Source organism: Mesorhizobium sp. M1A.T.Ca.IN.004.03.1.1 (assembly GCF_003997555.1).
In the GTDB taxonomy this organism is placed as follows: Bacteria; Pseudomonadota; Alphaproteobacteria; order Rhizobiales; family Rhizobiaceae; genus Mesorhizobium.
On record NZ_RZTV01000004.1, the window covers coordinates 229,361 to 250,245 of the forward strand.

General features: G+C 64.3%; 21 protein-coding genes and 1 tRNA gene. 11 read left to right on the plus strand and 11 right to left on the minus strand.

The annotated features are described in order from the left end of the window. Positions 1–21: 21 nt before the first annotated feature. From EOD29_RS15020 to EOD29_RS15045, 6 genes are all read right to left on the minus strand, one after another. Positions 22–210, minus strand: a complete 189-nt coding sequence (locus EOD29_RS15020; protein WP_095828468.1) for a Flp family type IVb pilin — start codon at positions 208–210, stop codon at positions 22–24. A 105-nt stretch (positions 211–315) separates the two neighbouring features. After that, positions 316–633, minus strand: coding sequence for a hypothetical protein (locus EOD29_RS15025; protein WP_067319072.1), 318 nt, complete (start codon positions 631–633; stop codon positions 316–318). A gap of 182 nt (positions 634–815) precedes the next feature. Next, on the minus strand, positions 816–1,238 hold the full coding sequence (locus EOD29_RS15030; protein WP_066990121.1) for a (deoxy)nucleoside triphosphate pyrophosphohydrolase: 423 nt from the start codon (positions 1,236–1,238) through the stop codon (positions 816–818). Continuing rightward, on the minus strand, positions 1,235–2,014 hold the full coding sequence (locus tag EOD29_RS15035) for a GNAT family N-acetyltransferase (RefSeq protein ID WP_206520470.1): 780 nt from the start codon (positions 2,012–2,014) through the stop codon (positions 1,235–1,237). The genes EOD29_RS15030 and EOD29_RS15035 overlap by 4 nt, the downstream gene beginning before the upstream one ends. Beyond that, positions 2,014–3,255 carry a bifunctional glutamate N-acetyltransferase/amino-acid acetyltransferase ArgJ gene (gene argJ, locus EOD29_RS15040; RefSeq protein ID WP_127247094.1) on the minus strand — a complete coding sequence of 414 codons (1,242 nt, stop codon included), beginning with the start codon at positions 3,253–3,255 and terminating at the stop codon, positions 2,014–2,016. Before argJ ends, EOD29_RS15035 begins: the two co-directional genes overlap by 1 nt. Positions 3,256–3,432: 177 nt before the next feature. Next, complete coding sequence (locus EOD29_RS15045; protein WP_127247095.1) at positions 3,433–4,350, minus strand: peptidylprolyl isomerase; 918 nt, start codon at positions 4,348–4,350, stop codon at positions 3,433–3,435. A 263-nt stretch (positions 4,351–4,613) separates the two neighbouring features. Here EOD29_RS15045 and secA point away from each other — a divergent pair, with 263 nt between their 5' ends. The 7 genes from secA (at position 4,614) to EOD29_RS15080 (ending at position 14,525) form a co-directional block, all read left to right on the plus strand. Beyond that, positions 4,614–7,346 (plus strand): preprotein translocase subunit SecA, encoded by a 2,733-nt coding sequence (gene secA / locus EOD29_RS15050; protein ID WP_127247096.1) that lies wholly within the window; start codon positions 4,614–4,616, stop codon positions 7,344–7,346. A gap of 122 nt (positions 7,347–7,468) precedes the next feature. Then, positions 7,469–8,872, plus strand: a complete 1,404-nt coding sequence (locus EOD29_RS15055; RefSeq protein ID WP_127247097.1) for a lipopolysaccharide biosynthesis protein — start codon at positions 7,469–7,471, stop codon at positions 8,870–8,872. Then, entirely contained in the window at positions 8,872–10,152 is a 1,281-nt protein-coding gene (locus EOD29_RS15060; RefSeq protein WP_095799922.1) for a GNAT family N-acetyltransferase, read from the plus strand. Before EOD29_RS15055 ends, EOD29_RS15060 begins: the two co-directional genes overlap by 1 nt. Before the next feature lie 69 nt (positions 10,153–10,221). Continuing rightward, complete coding sequence (locus tag EOD29_RS15065; RefSeq protein ID WP_095799985.1) at positions 10,222–11,376, plus strand: YncE family protein; 1,155 nt, start codon at positions 10,222–10,224, stop codon at positions 11,374–11,376. A gap of 172 nt (positions 11,377–11,548) precedes the next feature. Then, a complete protein-coding gene (locus EOD29_RS15070) occupies positions 11,549–11,869 on the plus strand; it encodes a metalloregulator ArsR/SmtB family transcription factor (protein WP_066990141.1) in 321 nt (106 codons plus the stop codon). 53 nt (positions 11,870–11,922) lie between these two features. Continuing rightward, entirely contained in the window at positions 11,923–13,311 is a 1,389-nt protein-coding gene (locus tag EOD29_RS15075; protein ID WP_127247256.1) for an NAD(P)-binding protein, read from the plus strand. Between the two features lie 14 nt (positions 13,312–13,325). Further along, the gene (locus EOD29_RS15080) at positions 13,326–14,525 is read left to right on the plus strand and encodes an MFS transporter (protein WP_127247257.1); all 1,200 of its coding nucleotides are present in this window, start codon (positions 13,326–13,328) and stop codon (positions 14,523–14,525) included. Positions 14,526–14,621: 96 nt separating this feature from the next. On the opposite strand, the gene EOD29_RS15085 is transcribed toward EOD29_RS15080, so the two are convergent. Next, positions 14,622–14,706 (minus strand) — tRNA-Leu (locus tag EOD29_RS15085). A 265-nt stretch (positions 14,707–14,971) separates the two neighbouring features. Here EOD29_RS15085 and EOD29_RS15090 point away from each other — a divergent pair. Both EOD29_RS15090 and EOD29_RS15095 read left to right on the plus strand, forming a co-directional pair. Then, positions 14,972–15,562 (plus strand): YqaA family protein, encoded by a 591-nt coding sequence (locus tag EOD29_RS15090; RefSeq protein WP_095831101.1) that lies wholly within the window; start codon positions 14,972–14,974, stop codon positions 15,560–15,562. A 125-nt stretch (positions 15,563–15,687) separates the two neighbouring features. Continuing rightward, positions 15,688–16,206, plus strand: coding sequence for a disulfide bond formation protein B (locus EOD29_RS15095; RefSeq protein ID WP_127247098.1), 519 nt, complete (start codon positions 15,688–15,690; stop codon positions 16,204–16,206). A gap of 197 nt (positions 16,207–16,403) precedes the next feature. On the opposite strand, the gene EOD29_RS15100 is transcribed toward EOD29_RS15095, so the two are convergent. Together EOD29_RS15100 and EOD29_RS15105 are read right to left on the minus strand one after the other, a co-directional pair. Continuing rightward, complete coding sequence (locus EOD29_RS15100) at positions 16,404–16,961, minus strand: HNH endonuclease (protein WP_127247099.1); 558 nt, start codon at positions 16,959–16,961, stop codon at positions 16,404–16,406. A 110-nt stretch (positions 16,962–17,071) separates the two neighbouring features. Then, on the minus strand, positions 17,072–17,731 hold the full coding sequence (locus EOD29_RS15105) for a DNA-3-methyladenine glycosylase (RefSeq protein ID WP_127247100.1): 660 nt from the start codon (positions 17,729–17,731) through the stop codon (positions 17,072–17,074). A gap of 91 nt (positions 17,732–17,822) precedes the next feature. Here EOD29_RS15105 and gluQRS point away from each other — a divergent pair, with 91 nt between their 5' ends. Further along, positions 17,823–18,698, plus strand: coding sequence for a tRNA glutamyl-Q(34) synthetase GluQRS (gene gluQRS, locus EOD29_RS15110; RefSeq protein WP_127247101.1), 876 nt, complete (start codon positions 17,823–17,825; stop codon positions 18,696–18,698). On the opposite strand, the gene EOD29_RS15115 is transcribed toward gluQRS, so the two are convergent. After that, positions 18,699–18,986, minus strand: coding sequence for a hypothetical protein (locus EOD29_RS15115; protein WP_066990158.1), 288 nt, complete (start codon positions 18,984–18,986; stop codon positions 18,699–18,701). Positions 18,987–19,146: 160 nt separating this feature from the next. Here EOD29_RS15115 and EOD29_RS15120 point away from each other — a divergent pair, with 160 nt between their 5' ends. Continuing rightward, positions 19,147–20,049, plus strand: coding sequence for a DMT family transporter (locus tag EOD29_RS15120; RefSeq protein ID WP_127247102.1), 903 nt, complete (start codon positions 19,147–19,149; stop codon positions 20,047–20,049). Here EOD29_RS15120 and EOD29_RS15125 read toward each other — a convergent pair. Next, complete coding sequence (locus EOD29_RS15125; protein ID WP_066990164.1) at positions 20,019–20,870, minus strand: YihY/virulence factor BrkB family protein; 852 nt, start codon at positions 20,868–20,870, stop codon at positions 20,019–20,021. The two genes, EOD29_RS15120 and EOD29_RS15125, sit on opposite strands and share 31 nt — an antisense overlap. Between the last annotated feature and the right edge of the window lie 15 nt (positions 20,871–20,885).

Here is a 20,885-nt window from a genome sequence, read left to right on the forward strand (position 1 = left end):
GCCGCGGTCTGACCGATGCGGTCAGTGCTGGGCAAAGGCGTTGGCAAGTCTGCTGTTGTTGTCGGAGAACAGCCACTGGATCGCGTCGGCGGCCTTGCCGACGCCGCCGACGATTGCAAGCGACAGCACGGCAACGATCAGGCCATATTCGATGGCCGTGGCGCCCGATTCATCTTCTATGAAACGCTGCAGCAGGTTTTTCATGGTCATCGATCCCTCTTGCCGGGAACCATAGCGCCTACCCGTTAAGAAAGGTTAACGGCAAAAGCTTAACGGGCGGTGAAATAGCAGTTTCCTGCTGAATTTATTAACCAATTAGCACTCGCCGTAGCGGCTGCCATCGTTGCGGATTACGCAAACGGAACTTGGCAGCGGCTGCAGCACGCTTCGCCGCAGGGTGTAGGTATCGCGGCGACCGATCGACCCGGTGCTGCTCAGGTCGAGTCCGCCGGTCAAACTCTCGCGCGCGCCCTGCGGACGCAACTGGCTGTCCAGGAAAGGCGTCGCGATCAGAGCCAGCGCCACCGCGGCCGACCCGAAAAGCAGGGTGATCCGCAAGATACCCATGCCGGCATCGGCGGCGCGGAAAGCGCGGTCGGGCCGGATCGAGTCCCATTCTCTGTCGAGGCTCATGGATTGGCTCCAATCAAGATCGGCATGCCGCCGCGCGGACGATTTGCCTCAATTTTCCATGTCGAGATAAATCTTCCATTAACGCTGCCTAAAGCAGACGGAGCAAACGGCAGCTTGGAGCAATTCCGGCCGCAGGTCGCCAAATCAGCATTTTGGTGGAAACGCTGAAGCGGCTGTGACGATCACAAGAGATCGATGAGGAACTGGATCAGCGGCGCGTCCGCCGGCGGCATCGGGTAGTCGCGCATCTGGCGCGGCCTGACCCATTTCAGCCCCTGCCCTTCCCTCGGCTGCGCAATGCCGCGGAAGCGCCGGCAGATGTAGAGCGGCATCAGCAGGTGGAAATGGTCATAGCTGTGGCTGGCGAAGGTGAGCGGCGCCAGGCAGGGGATCTCGGTCTCGATACCGAGCTCCTCATGCAGCTCGCGCACCAGGCATTCCTCGGGCGTCTCGCCTGGCTCGACCTTGCCGCCCGGAAACTCCCAAAGGCCGGCGAGCTGCTTGCCCTCGGGACGCTGCGCCAGAAGCACGCGTCGGTCGGCGTCCACCAGCGCGCAGGCCGCGACAAGAAGCAGGCGCTTTCCAGCTGGCGTGATCTCACTCATGCGTCCGGCCGCCGGCGATAATGGTAGCGATAGACTTCCTCGAAGCCGAGCGACCGGTAGAGCGACAGCGCCGCAACATTGCCGGCTTCCACCTGCAGCCATGCTTCGCGCGCGCCGCGCAGCCTGGCCCATTTCAGCGCCGACAGGATGAGGTTGCGGCCGTGGCCCTTTTTGCGCGCCGATTTTTCGGTGGCGACCTCGAACACGCCGGCGAGATCGCCGTCGTGGACGCAGATCAGCGTTGCCAGCGGCTCATTGCCGTCCTCGAGCGCAAACAGCCCCGCCTCAGGCTGGATTGCGCCGATGACTTCCGAGAGGCCGGCTCGCTGCGAGGCGTCCGAGCCGTTCGTCCTGATCGCCGCGCCGATGAAGCGGCTGATGTCTTTCAGCGGAATCTGGTCCATCGCGGCGTCGAGTTGCGCCTCCTTGAGCGGCAGACGCATCACCACCGATTCGTCGAACCGGCTCCAGCCTGCATCGTCGAGATGCGTCGACAGCACCTGCCCCGAAAGCGGCGACATACGAAAGGTCAGCGGCCGGCCGTAAGCCTCGAAGCGACGGCTGGCGCGCACGATGCGTTCGGCAATGGCATGCGTGTCGCCGGGATCGAGCGGATTGACCGAATTCAGGCGCTTCGCCGGATGGCCCGCCGTCAGCCGCACCAACCATGTCCCGTCATAGTGAACGGCCGCCGCCGGCCAGGCGCGAAAGCCCGCCGCCTCGTAGCGGCGCACGATCGCGAGCACGCTTGCCGGATGCGTCGACACCGGTGCCATCAGCTCCGGTAGTCGCCATTGATGGCGACATATTCCTTGGTGAGGTCGCAGGTCCACACCGTCGCCTTGCCGCGGCCGATGCCGAGGTCGGCGCGGATGCGGATGTCGTCGCGCTTCATATAGGCCGAGGTCGCTTCTTCCGAGTAAGCCGGATCGCGCTCGCCCTCATGCGCCAGCCGGTTGTCGCCGAACCAGATCGACAGCCGGTCGCGGTCGGCCGGCTCGCCGGCCTTGCCGACGGCCATGACGACGCGGCCCCAATTGGCGTCCTCGCCGGCGACCGCCGTCTTGACCAGCGGCGAGTTGGCGATCGAAAGCGCGACGCGCTTGGCCGAACGCGCGGATTTGGCGCCGGTGACGGTGACCTCGACCTGCTTGCGCGCGCCTTCGCCGTCGCGCACCACCTGCAGCGCCAGCGACTTCAGCACCTTGCCGAGTGCGCGGCGGAAGGCGCCGAGCCGCGCATCTTTCGGGTCGCTGATCTTGGGCGCGCCACGCGAACCAGCCTTGCCGGTGGCGAAGAAGAGCAGCGTGTCGCTAGTCGAGGTGTCGCTGTCGACGGTGACCGCGTTGAAGGTCTTTGCCGTGCCGCGCGACAACAGATCCTGCAGCACCGGGGCTGCGATCGGCGCGTCGGTGGCGATGAAGGAGAGCATCGTGGCCATATCGGGCGCGATCATGCCGGCGCCCTTTGCGATGCCGTTTATGGTGACATCGGCGTCGCCGAGCTTCACCGTCTGGGACGCCACCTTCGGATAGGTGTCCGTGGTCATGATGGCCTTTGCCGCCTCGGTCCACAGGTCCGGTTTGCCGTTCTTCACCAGGCCGGCGAGCAGATGGCTGAATTTGTGGGTGTCGAGCGGCTCGCCGATAACGCCGGTCGAGGCCAGGAACACTTCGCTCTCGGAGCATCCGGCGGCCTTCGCCGCTGCCTCGCCGGTCAAAGCCGTCGAAGCGCGGCCCTTCTTGCCGGTGAAGGCGTTGGCATTGCCGGAGTTCACCACCAGCACACGCGCCTTGCCGGCGGACAGGTTCTGGCGGCAGTAGTCGACCGGCGCCGAGGGGCATTTCGACTTGGTGAAGACACCGGCGACCGCCGTGCCGGGATCGAAGACCATGGCAAGCAGATCGGTGCGATTGCGATATTTGATCCCGGCCTCGGCGGTAGCGATGCGCACGCCCTCGATGACCGGCATCTTGGGATATTTCTTCGGTGCGAGCGGCGAAATCGTTGCGGACATGGGACCCCGGAGCGGCAGAACGCAAATAGGAGGCCGGTTTGCCCGATAGCGCGCGCTGGCGCAAGAGCGTTCTGGCCGCGCTTCATGCGCTCTCTCGGGGTGCGCGGCATAGCGCGCGCCTGAAATGCGAAAGGGCGCCCGACGGCGCCCTTAGCAGCATCTTTCAGGCTGGCCGGCTTACTTGCCGCTCTCCAGCGTGTCGACCGCCGACTTCAGCTTCGCGTCCGGGATCTCGATCTTGGCGGCGCCGCGCAATTCCTTGACCATGGCGAAATACTTGTCGCGGATGACGGCCTGCTTGGCCTGGTCCTTGACGTCGTCGAAGGCCGGCGGCTGCTTGGCGCGCTTGTCCTCGACCTTGATGACATGCCAGCCGAACTGCGACTGCACCGGCTCCTTGCTGTACTTGCCGACATCAAGCGCAAATGCGGCCTTGTCGAACTCCGGCACCATCTGTCCGGGACCGAACCAGCCGAGGTCGCCGCCATTCGACTTGCCGCTCGGGTCGCTGGTGTGCTCGTTGGCGAGCTTCTGGAAATCGGCGCCGCCGTCGAGCTGCTTGATGATCGCCTCGGCTTCTTCCTTCGTCTTCACGAGGATGTGACGGGCGTGGATCTCATTGACCGGCGGCGTGTTGGCGATTTCCTGGTCGTAGCGGGCGCGGACATCTGCATCCGTCACCTTGCCGACGACTTCCTTCTCGACGACCTCGCCGTGCAGGGCGCGCTGCTGCAGGAAGGCCATCCGACGCAGGAAATCGGCATCCTTGTCGAGGCCGCTGTCGACCGCTTTCTTGGCCATGACGCGGATTTCAATGGCCGCCGAAAGAGCAGCGGCGCGGCGCTGTTCCGGCGGCAGCTGCGCGAACTGCTGCGACAGCTCGCCTTCGGCCAGCGCGAGGTCGGCCTCGGTCAGCTTCTCGCCGTTGATGGTGGCGACCACGGCGTTGGGATCCACGGGAGCGGCTGCGGGAGCCGCTGCGCCCGGCTGGGCGGGCTTGGTTTCCTGCGCCATCAGCGGCGACAGCGAAAGAGCCGAGAGCCCGAAGGCCAAGCCAAGGCTGGCGAGCGACGCGCGGCGGAACGACAGGGACATCAAGATAACTCCAATGGGGATTGCCGATAAGGATCGCTTGAACGGGAAGGTTCCAGATCAGTCCGATTGTGGCGGAATTTGGCGCTGCCCATAGGGCTAACGCGGCGTTGACATCAGTTGAGCCCCCTCTTATCTGTCCAACGACTTGGCGTCCAGAACCGTTTTCCGGGCGCTTTTTGCGTTTGTCCGCATTCACGCGGATTTGATGGGCCCGCCAGGCGCCTGTCGCAAACGGCTAAAATTGCTATCGAAAGGACCATTGGATGGTCAGTCTCGGCGCTCTCGCGCGTAAGGTTTTCGGCTCTTCCAACGACCGCCGAGTCAAGGCGACCAGGCCCCGGGTCGAGGCCATCAATGGGTTGGAAAACGAGATGCGGGCGCTCTCCGATGCCGAGCTTGCCGGCCGCACCGAGAAATTCCGCCAGGACTTCGCCAATGGCGCCTCGCTCGACGACCTGCTGATACCGGCCTTCGCAACAGTGCGAGAGGCGGCCCGCCGCGTTCTCGGCATGCGTCCCTTCGATGTCCAATTGATCGGCGGCATGGTGCTGCACAATGGCGGCATCGCCGAGATGCGCACCGGTGAGGGCAAGACGCTGGTCGCCACCTTGCCGGTCTATCTCAACGCCCTCGCCGGCAAGGGCGTGCATGTCGTCACGGTCAACGACTATCTTGCCAAGCGCGACGCCGAATGGATGGGCCGCGTCTACAAGTTCCTCGGCCTCACCGTCGGCATCATCGTTCATGGCCTCTCCGACGACGAGCGCCGCGAGGCCTACGCCGCCGACGTTACCTACGCCACCAACAACGAGCTCGGCTTCGACTATCTGCGCGACAACATGAAGTATGAGCGCTCGCAGATGGTCCAGCGCGGCCATGCCTACGCCATCGTCGACGAGGTCGACTCGATCCTGGTCGACGAGGCGCGCACGCCGCTGATCATTTCCGGTCCGCTCGAGGACCGCTCGGAAATGTACAACACCATCGACGCCTTCATGCTGAAGCTCGGCCCGGCCGACTACGAGGTCGATGAAAAGCAGAAAACCACGATCTTCACCGAGGACGGCACCGAGAAGCTGGAAAATTTGCTGCGCGATGCCGGCCTGTTGAAGGGCGAGTCGCTCTACGACGTCGAGAACGTCGCCATCGTCCACCACGTCAACAATGCGCTGAAGGCGCACCTTCTGTTCCAGAAGGACAGGGACTACATCGTGCGCAACGGCGAGATCGTCATCATCGACGAGTTCACCGGCCGCATGATGCCGGGCCGCCGCTATTCGGAAGGCCTGCACCAGGCCCTCGAGGCCAAGGAGCATGTGCAGATTCAGCCGGAGAACCAGACGCTGGCCTCCGTCACCTTCCAGAACTATTTCCGCCTTTACAAGAAGCTCGCCGGCATGACCGGCACGGCGCTGACCGAGGCGGAGGAATTCGCCAACATCTACAATCTCGAAGTCACCGAGATCCCGACCAACCTGCCGGTCGCCCGCAGGGACGAGGACGACGAGGTCTACCGGACGGTGGAAGAGAAGTACAAGGCCATCGTCAAGGAGATCCGCGACGCCCGAGAGCGCGGCCAACCGATCCTGGTCGGCACCACCTCGATCGAGAAATCCGAGCAGCTGGCCGAGCGCCTGCGCAAGGAAGGCGTCAAGAATTTCGAGGTGCTCAACGCCCGCCACCACGAGCGCGAGGCGGCTATCGTCGCCCAGGCCGGCAAGCCCGGCGCCATCACCATCGCCACGAACATGGCTGGACGCGGTACCGACATCCAGCTCGGCGGCAATGCCGAGATGCGCATTGCCGAAGAACTGGCGGATATGCCCGCCGGCCCGGAGCGCGAGGCGCGCGAACAGCAGATCCGCGATGACGTCGCGCAGCTGAAGGAAAAGGCGCTGGCCGCTGGCGGACTCTACGTCTTGGCGACCGAGCGCCATGAATCGCGCCGCATCGACAACCAGCTGCGCGGACGTTCCGGCCGCCAGGGCGATCCTGGCCGTTCGAAATTCTTCCTGTCGCTGCAGGACGATCTGATGCGCATCTTCGGCTCCGAGCGCATGGACGGCATGCTGCAGAAGCTCGGCCTCAAGGAAGACGAGGCCATCATCCACCCGTGGATCAACAAGGCGCTGGAGAAGGCGCAGAAGAAGGTCGAGGCGCGCAACTTCGACATCCGCAAGAACCTGCTGAAATACGATGACGTCTCCAACGACCAGCGCAAGGTGGTTTTCGAGCAGCGCATCGAGCTGATGGATGGCGAAGGCCTGTCGGAGACGGTGGCCGAGATGCGCGAGGGCGTCATCGAGGAAATCGTCGCCAAGAACATCCCGGAAAACGCCTATGCCGAGCAGTGGAACGTCGCCGGCCTGAAGGAGGAAGTGGCGCAGTACCTCAATCTCGACCTGCCGATTGACGACTGGGTCAAGGAGGAGGGCATCGCCGAGGACGACATCCGCGAGCGCATCTCCGCCGCCGCCGAGGCAGCCGCCAAGGAACGCGCCGAGCGCTTCGGCCCCGACGTCATGAGCTATGTCGAGCGTTCGGTCGTGCTGCAGACGCTCGACCATCTGTGGCGCGAGCACATCGTCAACCTCGACCATCTGCGTTCGGTCGTGGGCTTCCGCGGCTATGCCCAGCGCGATCCGCTGCAGGAATACAAGGGCGAGGCCTTCGAGCTATTCCAGGGCATGCTCGGCAATCTGCGCCAGGCCGTGACCGCGCAGTTGATGCGCGTCGAGCTGGTCCGCCAGGCGGCTGAAGCGCCGCCACCGTCGGCGCCGGATATGTTCGGCAGCCATATCGACGGCACCACCGGCGAGGACGACTTCCAGGGCGGCGAGACGGCGTTGTTGGTCCGCCAGGAATCCCATGCCATGGTGGCACCCGAAAATCGCGATCCGAAGAATCCCGCGACTTGGGGCAAGGTCGGCCGCAACGAGGCCTGCCCGTGCGGCTCCGGCAAGAAATACAAGCACTGCCACGGCGCCTTCGCCTGATCCCCTTCACTTCTTCTTCCCGGATATGACGGGGAGAAGGAAGCCCTCCACCCAACCGTTTCTTAATGTGTTTCGCATACACCGAAACCTTGGAAACAGGCGGAAAACGGAGAGTATTCGGGGTGCGCTTTTCCGCGGCGACGACTGCCGGGCGGTTCTTGCCGCAGCGCTGGGCGCTGCGCATGCGGCCGCTGCTTGGCCGCATCGACGCCGTGCTGTTCAGCGCCGACGAACGCGGCGAAGCCGGCCGCATGTCGCTGATCGCATTCACCATCCGCATCGTCAGCGCGGTCATCGCCTTCGTCAGCCAGGTGCTGATGGCACGCTGGATGGGCTCGTTCGAATACGGCATCTTCGTGCTGGTCTGGGTGACGATGGTCATCGTCGGCAATCTCGCCTGCCTCGGCTTCCACACCTCGGTCATCCGTTTCATTCCCGAATATCGCGAGCGCGGCATGCTCGCCGAGCTGCGCGGCATCGTGCTGGCGAGCCGGCTGTTCGTGCTTGTCGCCTCGACGGTGATCGCGGGGCTGGGCGCGCTCGGCGTGTGGCTCGCCTCGCCCTGGATCGAGAACTACTACGTCATTCCCTTCATCCTCGGCGTCATCTGCCTGCCGATGATCGCGATGGGCGACCTCCTGCAGGGACTGGCGCGGGCGAACTCATGGGCGCTGTTCGCCCTGTCGCCGACCTATCTGGTGCGGCCGGTGCTGATCCTGGTGTTCATGGCGCTTATGCTCGCTATGCACTACGTGCCGGATGCCAAGACCGCGATCTTCGCCTCGATCGCCGCCACCTATACCACGACGCTCGGCCAACTGATGGGCGTGACCTCGCGCATGGACAAGCAGATCCCGGCCGGGTCGATGACCGTGCATTTCGGCCAGTGGTTCCTGGTCTCGCTCCCGATCTTCCTGGTCGAGAGTTTTTTCTTCCTGCTCACCAATGCCGACGTGCTGATGGTCGGCGCCTATCTCGAGCCCAATGACGTCGCCGTCTATTTCGCCACCGTGAAAACGCTGGCTCTGGTGCATTTCGTCTATTTCGCCGTCAAGGCGGGCGTTGCCCAGCGCTATGCGCAATTCACCCATGGCGAGCCGGAAAGGCTCGCCGCCTTCGCCCGCGAGACCGTCTCCTGGACCTTCTGGCCCTCGCTCGCGATGGCGCTGCTGGTGCTGGCGCTCGGCGAGCCGATGCTGGTGCTGTTCGGCCCTGAATTCACCGCCGGCTATCCGCTGCTTTTCCTGCTGGTCTTCGGCGTCGTCGCGCGCGGCGCCGTCGGCCCCTGCGAAAGCCTGCTCACCATGAGCGGCAACCAGAACATCTGCGCCGCCGTCTATGCCATGACGCTCGCGCTGAATATCGCTCTCAATGTGGTTCTGATCCCGCTCTTCGGCCTCTGGGGCGCGGCGATCGCCACCAGCCTCGCGATGGTCTTCGAGGCCGGCGCGCTGTCCTTCACCGTCTGGCGCAAGCTCGGCATCGTCATGGCGATCTTCGTGCCCGCAAATAAGGAAGTCGCCTGATGGCCGCCATTCCGCTGCTTGAAGAGACCAGCGGCGGGCCCGCCGGCGCCATGGTGTCGGGCCTTGCCGGCCTCGTCAGGGAGGCCGATCCCGCCCATATCGAGCTGTTCGCCAACAACCGGCCGGAGCGCAAGCTCGCGATCTATCCCGCCTCGGCCGGCTTCGACCTGGTCGAGGAGCTCGACTATCTTAGCGCCCGCGCGATCGAGCCCAACGTCTTCTTCAACCCGCGCTTCCTGGCGCCGGCCATGCCGAGGCTCGAGGACCGCGAAGTGCGGCTGGCGGTGATCCGCGACGGCGACGAGTTCCGCAACCGGCTGCGGCTCCTTGTGCCGTTCTCGGTCGAGCGCCCCGCAATTCCGCTCGGCGTCCCGGTCATGCGCACATGGTCGAGCCCGTTCGGCCCGCTCGGCACGCCGCTGGTCGATCGTGACGATCCGGTCGGCGTCATCGAGGATTTCTTCTCGATGCTGTCCAGGCCGCATCTCAAATTGCCGAAGGTCTTCGTGCTGCCCGACATCAAGCTGGACGGCCCGGTGGCGAGCCTGCTCACCTCCTTTGCCGACAGCCGCGGCCTGACCCTGGTCGTCACCGGCAAGGCCGAGCGCCCGGTGCTGGAAAGCGATGCCGACGGCGACGACTACCTCAAGGCCTCGCTGCGCGCGCATCACTATCGCGAATTCCGCCGGCTCAAGCGGCGCCTCGCCGGCCTTGGCAAGCTGGACCATGTGGTGGCGCGCGGACCGGACGAGATCCGCCACGCCATTGAAAGCTTCCTGACACTGGAGGCGGCCGGCTGGAAGGGCCGCGAGCGCACGGCCATGGCGATCGACCGCTACCGCGCCGCCTTCGCCCGCGAGGCGGTGCACAGGCTCGCCGAGCACGACATGTGCCGCATCCACACACTGACGCTCGACGGCCGCACGATCGCTTCTCTCGTCGTCTTCGTCGAAGCGGGCGTCGCTTACACCTGGAAGACGGCGTATGACGAGACGCTCTCGGCCTATTCGCCGGGCACACTGCTGATGATCGAGGTGACCAAGCAGCATCTCGATGATCCTAATGTCGCCATGACCGATTCCTGCGCGGTGCCCGACCATCCGGTGATGAGTCGCCTGTGGACGGAGCGCAAGCCGATGGGCACGCTGGTGGTCGGCCTGACGCCCGACGCCGACCGGCCGGCCCGCCAGGCGGCCTCGCAGCTCCATCTCTACCGCGAGACCCGCAACATGGCGCGGCTCCTGCGCAATCGCATGCGGAGCCTCTTGAAAAGGCGCTAGATGAAAGGCCGCACACCGGCTATGGCATCCGGCGGCCGGATCCGGCCTGCCTCTTCACACAGCATCCAGATGTTCGAAACCTTCCTGCGCTTCGCCCGCCTCTGTGCGCCGCTTGTCCTGCTCGCCATGCTCCCGGCGCGAGCCTTCGCCGAGTCCTGCCCCGAGGATTGCTCCGAGCCTGCGCCCGTCGACATCTACAGCCACACCACCGCCGGCCATATGGCTCCAGCCGCGGCAGCTGCGTTGCCGCGCGTCTATGTGCCCAACCGTTCCTCGAACAGCGTTTCCGTCATCGACCCGGCGACGCTGAAGGAGGTCGACAGGTTTGCGGTCGGCAGCAAGCCGCAGCACGTCGTTCCTTCCTGGGACCTGAAGACGCTTTGGGTGGCCAATAACGGCACCGGCAAGAACGGCAGCCTGACGCCGATCGACCCGGCGACCGGAAAGCCCGGCAAGCAGGTGCCGGTCGACGATCCTTACAACATGTATTTCATGCCGGACGGCAGCGCCGCCATCATCGTTGACGAGGCCTTGAGGCGGCTCGATCTGCGCGATCCGCGGACCATGGCGCTGCAAGCCGTCATCCCGACGCCGGCCTGCCCCGGCATCAACCATGCCGATTTCGCGGCCGACAATTCCTATGCGATCTTCACTTGCGAGTATGGCGACGGCGGACTGGCCAAGATCGACCTGAAGAACCGCAAGGTGCTCGGCCATCTCGACCTGTCGAAGATGGGCATGCCGCAGGACATAAGGCTCTCGCCCGACGGCAAGGTCTTCTACGTCGCCGACATGATGAATGACGGCGTCTTCCTGATCGACGGCGACAGCTTCAAGGAGATTGGCTTCATTCCAACGGGCATTGGCGCGCACGGCTTCGTCGTCAGCCGCGACGGCAAGCGGCTCTATGTCTCGAACCGCGGCTCGCACAAAATGGAACAGGGCCGTGCCGACGGGCCTGGCAGCGTGACGGTGATCGACTTCGCGACCCGCTCGGTCGTCGCCCAATGGCCGATCCCCGGCGGCGGCAGCCCCGACATGGGCAATGTCGGCGCCGACGGCAAGCAGCTCTGGCTCTCCGGCCGGTTCGACAGCGAGGTCTATATGATCGACACGACGTCGGGCGCCGTGACGAAGATCCGCGTCGGCGTCGAGCCGCACGGCCTGACGGTGTGGCCGCAGCCGGGGCGCTACTCGCAGGGGCATACGGGGAATATGCGGTAGGGTGTCGGTGACCTGCAAATGCTGACGACCTCAATCCCATGGAGCCTTGGCACCATGTCCGCTGCCCTTCCGCGACGACTCCCTGCCGATGCACTTGGAATTCGTCTGACCTTATTTCGATCATTGTCGAAATAGAGTTGACCGGCAGCGGCGGAGGGTGCAGTCTATTTCCATGAAACTCGAACAAGCCGCAAAACAGCTCGAAGCCATCGGCAACCCGACACGGCTCAAGCTCTATCGCACACTGGTCAGAGCCGGCGAAGCTGGCCGGCCGGTGGGGTACTTGCAGGACACCCTTGGCATCGCGGCCTCGACGCTGTCCCATCACCTGCATCGCCTCATTCTGACCGGCCTCGTGACGCAGGAGCGTCAGGCGACGACCCTCATCTGCCGGGCCAACTATCCTATCATGCGCGACTTGATCGGCTTCCTGGCTGACGAGTGCTGTGCTGACGCAGCTTGCGGCGCGACGGAGAGCGACGCGGCGGCATAGCCTCTTTTTTTGCATCGTATTTCGATGATCCCGGAAGGATGGAAAAAATGTCAATGAATGACCCTGACGCCCTCCCTGTCGCCGTCATCGGAGCCGGCCCGGTCGGCTTGGCGGCTGCCGTCCAGCTCATCCAAAGGGGGCTCCCGGTGAAGGTCTATGAGGCCGGCGCTGGCATCGCCACAAATCTCAAGGACTGGGGCCATGTCCGGGTGTTCACGCCTTGGCGCTACTGTGTTGATCAGGCGGCCCGAAAGCGTCTTGAGGAGAGCGGCTGGACGATGCCCAAGCCCGAGGCGTTCCCCACCGCTGATGAACTGATTGCCCGCTACCTTGAGCCGCTAGCAAGGCTCCCTGAACTCTCCTCGTCCATCGAAACCAGTGCGCGCGTGACTGCTGTTTCCCGCTGGGGCGCAGACAAGGTCTTGAGCAAAGATCGAAAGGCGCGACCGTTCATGCTGGTGGTCGAAACCGGGGAAGGCATCAGGCGCGACAGTGCACGGGCCGTCATTGACGCCTCAGGCACGTGGCAGACGCCAAATCCACTTGGGGCCGGTGGTGTCCCGGCGGAGGGCGAAGCGGAGTTCGCAGACAAGATCGCCTATGGCATTCCCGACATTCTCGGCCGCGACCGCACCCTTTATGCCGGCCGCGCCACGCTTGTTGTCGGTTCGGGCCATTCGGCCGCCAATGCCCTGCTCGATCTCGATAGGCTGGCTGCGGTTGAGCCGGGAACCACTTTTGTCTGGGCGACACGCGGAACCGATCTGGTTCGCATTTACAGCGGCGGAGACTTGGATCAACTGCCTGCCCGTGGCGAGCTTGGTTCTGACGTTCGCGAACTTGCGGAGAGCGGGCGCACAAAGCTCGTCACTGGGTTCGCAACGCTGGCCATCCGCAGCTCAAACGGCCGCCTGACAGTCGAAGGTCAGACGAAGGATGGCCTACAAACTCTCGGGCCTTTCGACCGCATCATCGCGGCGACCGGCCAGCGGCCCGATCTGTCCCTTACGCGCGAGCTTAGGCTTGATCTCGACCCATGGCTTGAGGGCGTAAAGGCGCTGGGGCCTCTCATCGACCCCAACGAGCACTCCTGCGGCGACGTCCCCCCGCACGGTCATCGCGAACTGAGCCACCCCGAGCCCGACTTCTACACTGTCGGCATCAAGAGCTACGGCCGCGCCCCGACCTTCTTGCTGCTGACCGGGTATGAACAGGTGCGGTCGGTCGCGGCAGCCCTCGCTGGCGACATGGCGGCCGCGGATGCGGTGCAACTGGTGCTACCCGAAACCGGCGTCTGCACGGTTCCCCAGTCGACCATACTCGCGACCGCTGGCGGATGCTGTGGTGGTCCCGCTTCTTCCGAGGCTGACGCCTGTTGTGTCGCCGATGCTGAAGCGAAGGCCGCTGGCAAGGGTGGCTGCGGGTGCGGGGTGGCAGCCTAATCGCATCACGCCCGATGGAACGCAGTCGCCGAACGATCATCACCGTCCTCGGCCTGACCCAAATCATGGCCTGGGGGTCCACCTATTACCTGCCGGCGGTGATTGCACCAAAGGTCGCCGCCGACACCGGCTGGCCGCTGCCTTGGGTCGTGGGTGGATTGTCGCTTGGCCTGCTCGTCGCCGGACTGATCTCACCTCGCGTCGGCTCGTCCATTGAGCGCCACGGCGGCCGGAACGTTCTTGCGTTCAGCGCCGGCTGCATCGGCATCGGCCAGATCGGACTCGCTGCCTCGCCGAACCTTGCCGCCTACATCGCAGCGTGGCTCGTTGTTGGGCTTGGAATGGGGGCGGGCTTGTACGATGCCGCTTTCGCGACCCTCGGCCGGCTCTACGGACATAGCGCGCGCTCGGCCATCACAACCCTTTCGCTGTTCGGCGGCTTCGCCAGCACGTTCTGTTGGCCGATCTCGGCCTTCCTGATGGGCGAGACGGGCTGGCGCGGCACATGCCTCGTCTATGCTTCGGTGCAGTTGTTCTTCGCCCTGCCCCTCTATCTCGGAATGTTGCCGCGTCGGGTGCCGCTGCCGAGCGTCACAGATCGGCCGGGAAAGGAGCAGGTGGGCACCCCAGTTCAGCCGGCCGCAGTGCCGATCATGGTCGTCCTGGCTGCCACGCTGACCTTGGCGGCGGTCATTTCGTCGACGGTGTCAGTTCATCTCCTCACCATCTTGCAGGCCAGCGGCATGGCGCTCGCCGCTGCCGTTGGGCTCGGGGCACTGGTCGGCCCCGCTCAGGTGTCGGCGCGTGCCGTCGAGATGATCATCGCCCGCTACCATCATCCCATCTGGACCAAGTTCGCGTCGGTGAGCTTCGTCGCCATTGGCATTGGTGCGCTCTGCGTCGGGGTTCCGGTGGTACCTGTGGCGCTGGCGTTCTACGGTGCAGGCATCGGCCTCGAAACGATAGCGCGAGGCACGCTGCCGCTCGCTCTGTTCGGTCCGTCGGGATACGCGAGACTGATGGGGCGACTTGCCATGCCCAGCTTGATCGCCCAGGCAGCAGCGCCGTCTGTCGGAGCGCTATTGTTGGAGCATGTGGGCGCTCACGGCACTCTAGCAGCTCTCGCTGGCTTGGCGCTGCTGAACGTCGGACTGGCGTGTAGCCTCGGCTGGCTGATCTTCCGTCGTCGAACCTTAGAGGTACAGGCGCAGTGATGCTTTGTCACCGGCCGGTAGCCCTGTGAAGTGGTTGGCCACCCCATGAACCTCCGTCACTTCGGCAACTGCCTGGTTGATGTCAAAGAGACCAATTGGTGCCCCTAGCCGGGATCGAACCAGCACTCCTTGCGGAACTCGATTTTGAGTCGAGCGCGTCTACCAATTCCGCCATAGGGGCTCAGGCCGGGCGGCCTGGATGGGCGCGGACTATACGGGCGGACGGGCTTTCGTCAACTGGCCTGTTGCCGATTTGCAAGCGCTTACTGCACCCGGCCATGCCTTTCAGTCTGGTGAACGTCCCGCCATTGTGTGGCGCGGAAAATCTTTCTAGACAGGGAATGCGTTGAGGCGCCTCGGATCCCAAAGGGTGGATGCGGCGCTTTGAAACCTTGTCTTCCTGCCACCCGGTGTCCAAAACCACTGCGCGCTTTTCAGGAGAGCCGATGCTTCGCGGACTTTACGACTGGACCATGTCCCTGGCGGCAAGGAAATCGGCCGAATGGTGGCTGGCCTTCATCGCCTTCGTCGAAAGCTCCGTCTTTCTGGTGCCGGCCGACGTGCTCTATCTGCCCATGGCGCTGTCCAAGCCGGAGCGCGCCTATCGCTACGCGCTGGTGGCAACGGTGGCCTCGGTGCTCGGCGGCGTCGCCGGCTGGTTCATCGGCCACTACGCCTACGAGGCAGTCGCCAAGCCGATTCTGGAATTCTACGGCAAGTATGACGAGTTCGAGCAGCTGCGCACCTCATCCGGCGTCGGCTTCATCGTCCTGATGCTGATCACCTCGGGCGCGGCGCATTTGCCGCCGATCAAGGTCGTGACGATCCTGTCGGGCGTCATCGGCGTCAACCTCCTGCTGTTCATCGTGCTGGCGATCGTTGCGCGCGGCGCCCGTTTTCTGCTGCTTGCCTGGCTGCTGCGCCGCTACGGCGAGTCGATCAGAGAGTTCATCGAGAAACGGCTGGGCATGATCGTCAGCGCCGGCGCCGCTGCCCTTATTTTGCTCTATATCGCGGTCAGATACGCTCACGGATAATGCATGTCGCCCAAAAGTGCGCAGCGGTTTTGGGAGAACGACATGCATCGAAACAAGACTCAAGCGCGGCGCCTGAATTCATTTCTGCGCGGCGCTTTAGGCGCCAAGCGAACGGATCACGACCGATGACAGCGACCATGACCGCCGACACTGGACGCCAGCGGACGCGTGCCGCGCTGTTCCTGGCCGTCGCCATGGCAGCGACCGTCGGCTCGGCACTCGCCTTCCAGTATATCGGCGGCTACATCCCCTGCCATCTCTGCCTGGAGCAGCGCACGCCCTACTACATCGGCGCGCCGCTGATGCTGGTGGCGGCCGCTGCCTCAATGCTGCGCGCGCCGGCCTGGTTGACGCGCAGCCTGCTGGCGATCGGTGGCCTGTTGATGCTCTATGGCCTCTATCTCGGCGTCTACCACGCGGGCGTCGAGTGGGCGTGGTGGCCTGGCCCCGCCGACTGCACGGCCAGCGCCGGTCCGGTCGACACCGGCGGCAAGGGCGTGCTCGATGCGCTGGACAAGTTCGTGCCGCCCTCCTGCGACAAGGCCGCGCTTCGCATTCTCGGCCTGTCGCTCGCCGGCTGGAACGCCATCGCTAGCCTCATCCTGGCCGCCGTCGCCTTACGCTGCGCGCTCGCGCGCGACTGAGCTACACAGCCGTAGTGACGGGGAGAAAAGAGGCCGTCATCAATGGCTTCGCCAATGATCGACGTGCAGAATGGGTGACGTCGCGGCGGACAGTTCCTTCTCCCCGTAACTAAACGGAGAAGGTGGCACCAGCCGGATGAGGGCAACGCCGAAGATCGGCAATTTGTCGTTGCATGGCCGGTCGATTGTGCCGAACTCTACGGCTCCAATTCGACATCCCAGTAGAGATAATCCATCCAGCTTTCATGCAGATGGTTGGGCGGGAACAGGCGGCCGTTATTGTGCAGATCGTGCACGGTCGGCTGATAGGGTTTTTGCAGCGGCCACATCTTGGCCTGCGCCGGCATCATGCCGCCTTTCCTGAGATTGCAGGGCGAGCAGGCGGCCACGACGTTCTCCCAGGTCGTCGCCCCGCCGCGATGGCGCGGGATGACATGGTCGAAGGTGAGATCGTCGGTCGTGCCGCAATACTGGCACTGGAAGCGGTCGCGCAGAAAGACGTTGAAGCGGGTGAAGGCGGGATGCCGCGACGGCCTCACATAGGCCTTCAGACTCACCACGCTCGGCAGCTTCATCGAGAAGGTCGGCGAGGAGACGGCGTGTTCGTATTCGGCGACGATATTGACCCGGTCGAGGAAGACAGCCTTGATGGCGTCCTGCCACGACCAGAGCGACAGGGGGTAATAGCTGAGCGGACGGTAATCCGCATTCAGCACCAGCGCGGGAAGCCCATCCGGAGATACGGCAACCGACACGTAGTTGGCCTCCTTCGTTCCAAACCGAACGCCACGGATACTGTAAGCCCGACATGACTGGGATGTGAAGCGGATTGTCGTTCGGCGAAACGTTCAAAAACGCATGATTTTCATGCTTTTTCGGCCATCTCGACAGGTGGCGCCGCGTCCCTGCCCTTCAATTCCCGATAGTAGGCCCAGAAAAGCCGCGACGCGACCCCTCGCCACGGGTTCCATGATTCGGCCAGTCGAATCAGAGTTTTCTCCGGCGGACGAGGGTCGATGCCCAGGGCATGGCCGACCGCCGTCTGCAGCGCGACGTCGCGCGCGGGAAACACATCGGGGTGGCCGGCGGCGAACAGCAGGTAGCACTCCGCCGTCCACGGTCCGATGCCCGGCACCGCCGTCATCGCCGCGATCGCCTCGTCGGCGTCAAGCGAGCAGAGATGGTGGAGGTCAAGCCCGCCGGCCACGGCTTGCGCGATGGCGATCAGCCCGCGCTGCTTCGGCCGCGACAGGCCGGCCTCGCGGAAAATATGCTCGCCAGCGCAAAGGATGCCTTCCGGCGTCAGCGGATCGACCAGCCTGATCAGCCGGCCGAAGATGGCATCGGCGCTAGCGCGGGACACCTGCTGCGAGACGATGATCGACGCGAGGCTGCCGAATCCGGGCTCGGAGAGCCTCAGCGGCACCTCGCCGGCCATGCCGCGTACCTTCTCCAGCCGTGGATCGAGCAGGCAGAGCGCGTCGAGTCCTGCCGCAATGTCGTCGAGCGAGGCGATGCGTTGCACGTTTGCTTGTTCCCAGGGCGCTCATGAAGTGGCAATTGATGCTAACTATCAACCGGCGGAAGCGCCTTTCAACCCGAATGCCGTCCGAGACATGACGCTCCTGACATTCCGCTTCGCGCCGAGCCCCAATGGCGAGCTGCATCTCGGCCACGCCTATTCGGCCCTGCTGAACCGGCAAATGGCGGCGCGGGCGGGAGGACGGCTGTTGCTGCGCATCGAGGACATCGATGTCATCCGCTGCACGCCGGAATTCGAGGCCGGCATATTGCGCGACCTGGAATGGCTGGCGTTCGAATGGGAAGAGCCCGTGCGGCGCCAGTCCGAACATTTTTCCGAATACAGGGCCGTGCTCGACCGGCTGATCGCCGAGGAACTCGTCTATCCCGCCTTCATGAGCCGCGGCGAGATCCGCGCCTTCATTGCCGAGACCGAGAAACGCGGCCGCGATTGGCCGCGCGACCCCGACGGCGTGCCGCTTTATCCGCCGCTCGACAAGGCACTTCCGTCTAAGGAGCGCAGGCGGCGCATTGCCGAGAACACGCCTTTTGCCTGGCGGCTCGACATCGAGGCAGCCATGGCGCGCATGCCGGGCGCCTTGTCATGGGTCGAGTTCACCGACGAGGCCATGGCCGCGACGCAAACGGTCGACGCATCGCCGCAGGCCTGGGGCGACGTCGTCGTGGCGCGCCGCGATATCCCGACCAGCTACCATCTCGCGGTCGTCGTCGACGACGCGCTGCAGGGCGTCAGCCATGTCGTGCGTGGTCAGGACCTTTACGCGGCGACCAGCGTGCAGCGCTTGTTGCAGGACCTGCTTGGCCTCCCCGCGCCGCGCTACTTCCACCATCGGCTGATCCTCGGCTCGGACGGGCGGAAGCTGTCCAAGAGTTTCAAGGACACCGGTCTTGCCGCACTCAGGCAGGCAGGCGTGTCGCCGCAGGATGTCATGCAGCTCGTTGGGCTTTGACTACAAGCGAGCCAGTCCGGCCTTGATCAGCGCCATCACGCTGATGAAGACGAAGGCGCCGCTCAATCCCCATGCCACAGCTAGCTTGATATCCCGGAAGGTGATGCCGTGCTCATTGGCGATCATCACCGCGACGAAGAAGCCCAGCGTGAAGAGCAGCGTGTTGCCGGTCGAGCCGAAGCCGTCGTCCTTCATGATGGCATCGAGCGCGGTGCCGAAGAAGAATCCGAAGACCGCGACGGTGGCGACCGCGAACAGCAGCCATGTCGTCCCGAGATGCAAAAGCATGCCTGCTCATGGCGTGCCTTAACGCCATGCCCCTCTTGGCACCGTTTGTTGAATTCGGATGAGCTTATGGATCAACCGTTTCGTTTTGCTTGCCGAATTGATCGGCATTAGAGCAATTGCCGACATCAACTTTTCACGCGCAGCCAGAGCCCTCCTTCCAATGCACAGCATCAAGCGGTTCATCCCCGCCTCTTTCGTCGTTCTGTGGGCGACCGGCTTCATCGGCGCGCGCTATGCAATGCCATGGGCGGAGCCGTTCACCTTCCTTGCCATCCGCTTCGTGCTGGCGGCGATCCTGTTTGCGGGACTGACCGTCCTTATCGGCTCGCGACGGGCCACCCGCGAGGAGGCGCTTCATGCGACGGTGGCCGGCGTCCTAATGCACGGCGTCTATCGGGGCGGCGTCTTCTGGGCGATCCACAGAGGCATGCCGGCCGGGCTTTCGGCGCTGATCGTCGGCCTGCAGCCGCTGATCACGGCGGTGCTCGCCGGCAAATTTCTCGGCGAGGCGATCCTGCCGCGCCATTGGGCGGGCCTTGCCGTCGGGCTTCTGGGCGTCGTCATCGTGCTCTGGCCAAAGCTCGGCATGATTGGCGGCGGTGTTACCGCGGCAACGCTGACGGCCTCGCTGGTCTCGGTGCTCGGCATGGCCGCTGGTACGATCTGGCAAAAGCGCTTCGCCTCCGGCGGCGACCTCGTCTCGGCGACCATGTGGCAGTATGTCGGAGGCTCGGTCGTCACGATCCTGGGGTCGCTCGCCTTCGAGACGCGCACCATCACCGTCAACGGCGAGCTCATCTTTGCCATGGCATGGCTGGTCCTGGTGCTGTCTCTCGGCGCCATCTTCCTGTTGATGGTGATGATCAGGGACGGCGAGATGTCGAAGGTCGCATCGCTGTTCTATCTTGTGCCCGCCGTAACCGCCGTCATCGCGTGGGCTCTGTTCGGCGAAGCGCTCACTCTGCTGCAGATCGCCGGCATGGCGATCGCCACTTTGGGCGTCGGGCTCGCGACCGCCCGTCAGGACAGAGCTCAACCCACGCGGGCGCGGGCCTCGAGATAGCGGCTGATCGCGGCATTGAGCTCGCCGCCAAGGATGAAAATGGCCGAGATGATGTAGAGGAACACCACCGCGATCATGATCGAGGCCAACCCCGCATAGGTCGTCACATAGGACGAGAAATGGTCGAGATAGGTGGCGAAGATGGTCGAGCCGGCCAGCCACGCGACCAGCGTGAAGACGATGCCCGGAACGATGGAAACGAAGCGGCGCTTGCCGGCCGGCAGCCAGATATGCACCGCGAACAGGCCGATGACGATGACCGTCGAGGCGATTACGTAACGCCATATGGTGATCGTGCCCATATAGGGCTTGATCCATTCCAGATGCGCCTCGGCCAGCCGCGCGAGCAGGGGCGCGAGCACCAGAAGCACGCTGACGGCGAGAAAGCAGGCCGTCGCGATCAGCACGAAGACGATGCTCTGCACCCGGCGGTGGATGATGCCGCGCGTCTCGGTAACGCGATAGGCGCGGTTGAGCGAGGTCCTTAGCGCCTCGATGCCGTTCGAGGCGAAGTAGGCGGCTAAGAGCACGCCGTAGGTCAGGAGGTCGCTGCGCCGCACGGTAAGCACATTTTGCACCTCGCGCGCGATCGGCTTGGCAATCTGCTCCGGCCAGGTGTCGAAGACCAGATGCACGGCCGTGTCGGCGAAGGCGCGCGCGCCGAGAAAGCTGGCCAGCGTCGTTGCGAAGATCAGGAACGGAAACAGCGCCATCAGAGAGGTGATCGCCAGATGGCTGGCCATTGCCCATCCGTCGTCGGTGGTGAAATGGCCGATCGCATCGTAGAGCACGCGCTTGACCGCGACGATATTCCTGAGCAAGGACCCGCGCTCCGC

Excerpts from the sequence above, each read along its gene's own strand:
- EOD29_RS15075 (WP_127247256.1), top strand. The coding sequence starts at position 11,923 with ATGAATGACCCTGACGCCCTCCCTGTCGCCGTCATCGGAGCCGGCCCG.
- EOD29_RS15035 (WP_206520470.1), bottom strand. The coding sequence starts at position 2,014 with ATGGCACCGGTGTCGACGCATCCGGCAAGCGTGCTCGCGATCGTGCGC.
- secA (WP_127247096.1), top strand. The coding sequence starts at position 4,614 with ATGGTCAGTCTCGGCGCTCTCGCGCGTAAGGTTTTCGGCTCTTCCAAC.
- EOD29_RS15045 (WP_127247095.1), bottom strand. The coding sequence starts at position 4,350 with ATGTCCCTGTCGTTCCGCCGCGCGTCGCTCGCCAGCCTTGGCTTGGCC.
- EOD29_RS15025 (WP_067319072.1), bottom strand. The coding sequence starts at position 633 with ATGAGCCTCGACAGAGAATGGGACTCGATCCGGCCCGACCGCGCTTTC.
- EOD29_RS15115 (WP_066990158.1), bottom strand. The coding sequence starts at position 18,986 with ATGCTTTTGCATCTCGGGACGACATGGCTGCTGTTCGCGGTCGCCACC.
- EOD29_RS15080 (WP_127247257.1), top strand. The coding sequence starts at position 13,326 with ATGGAACGCAGTCGCCGAACGATCATCACCGTCCTCGGCCTGACCCAA.
- EOD29_RS15030 (WP_066990121.1), bottom strand. The coding sequence starts at position 1,238 with ATGAGTGAGATCACGCCAGCTGGAAAGCGCCTGCTTCTTGTCGCGGCC.
- EOD29_RS15120 (WP_127247102.1), top strand. The coding sequence starts at position 19,147 with ATGCACAGCATCAAGCGGTTCATCCCCGCCTCTTTCGTCGTTCTGTGG.
- EOD29_RS15065 (WP_095799985.1), top strand. The coding sequence starts at position 10,222 with ATGTTCGAAACCTTCCTGCGCTTCGCCCGCCTCTGTGCGCCGCTTGTC.
- argJ (WP_127247094.1), bottom strand. The coding sequence starts at position 3,255 with ATGTCCGCAACGATTTCGCCGCTCGCACCGAAGAAATATCCCAAGATG.
- gluQRS (WP_127247101.1), top strand. The coding sequence starts at position 17,823 with ATGACGCTCCTGACATTCCGCTTCGCGCCGAGCCCCAATGGCGAGCTG.
- EOD29_RS15020 (WP_095828468.1), bottom strand. The coding sequence starts at position 210 with ATGACCATGAAAAACCTGCTGCAGCGTTTCATAGAAGATGAATCGGGC.
- EOD29_RS15060 (WP_095799922.1), top strand. The coding sequence starts at position 8,872 with ATGGCCGCCATTCCGCTGCTTGAAGAGACCAGCGGCGGGCCCGCCGGC.
- EOD29_RS15095 (WP_127247098.1), top strand. The coding sequence starts at position 15,688 with ATGACAGCGACCATGACCGCCGACACTGGACGCCAGCGGACGCGTGCC.
- EOD29_RS15090 (WP_095831101.1), top strand. The coding sequence starts at position 14,972 with ATGCTTCGCGGACTTTACGACTGGACCATGTCCCTGGCGGCAAGGAAA.
- EOD29_RS15070 (WP_066990141.1), top strand. The coding sequence starts at position 11,549 with ATGAAACTCGAACAAGCCGCAAAACAGCTCGAAGCCATCGGCAACCCG.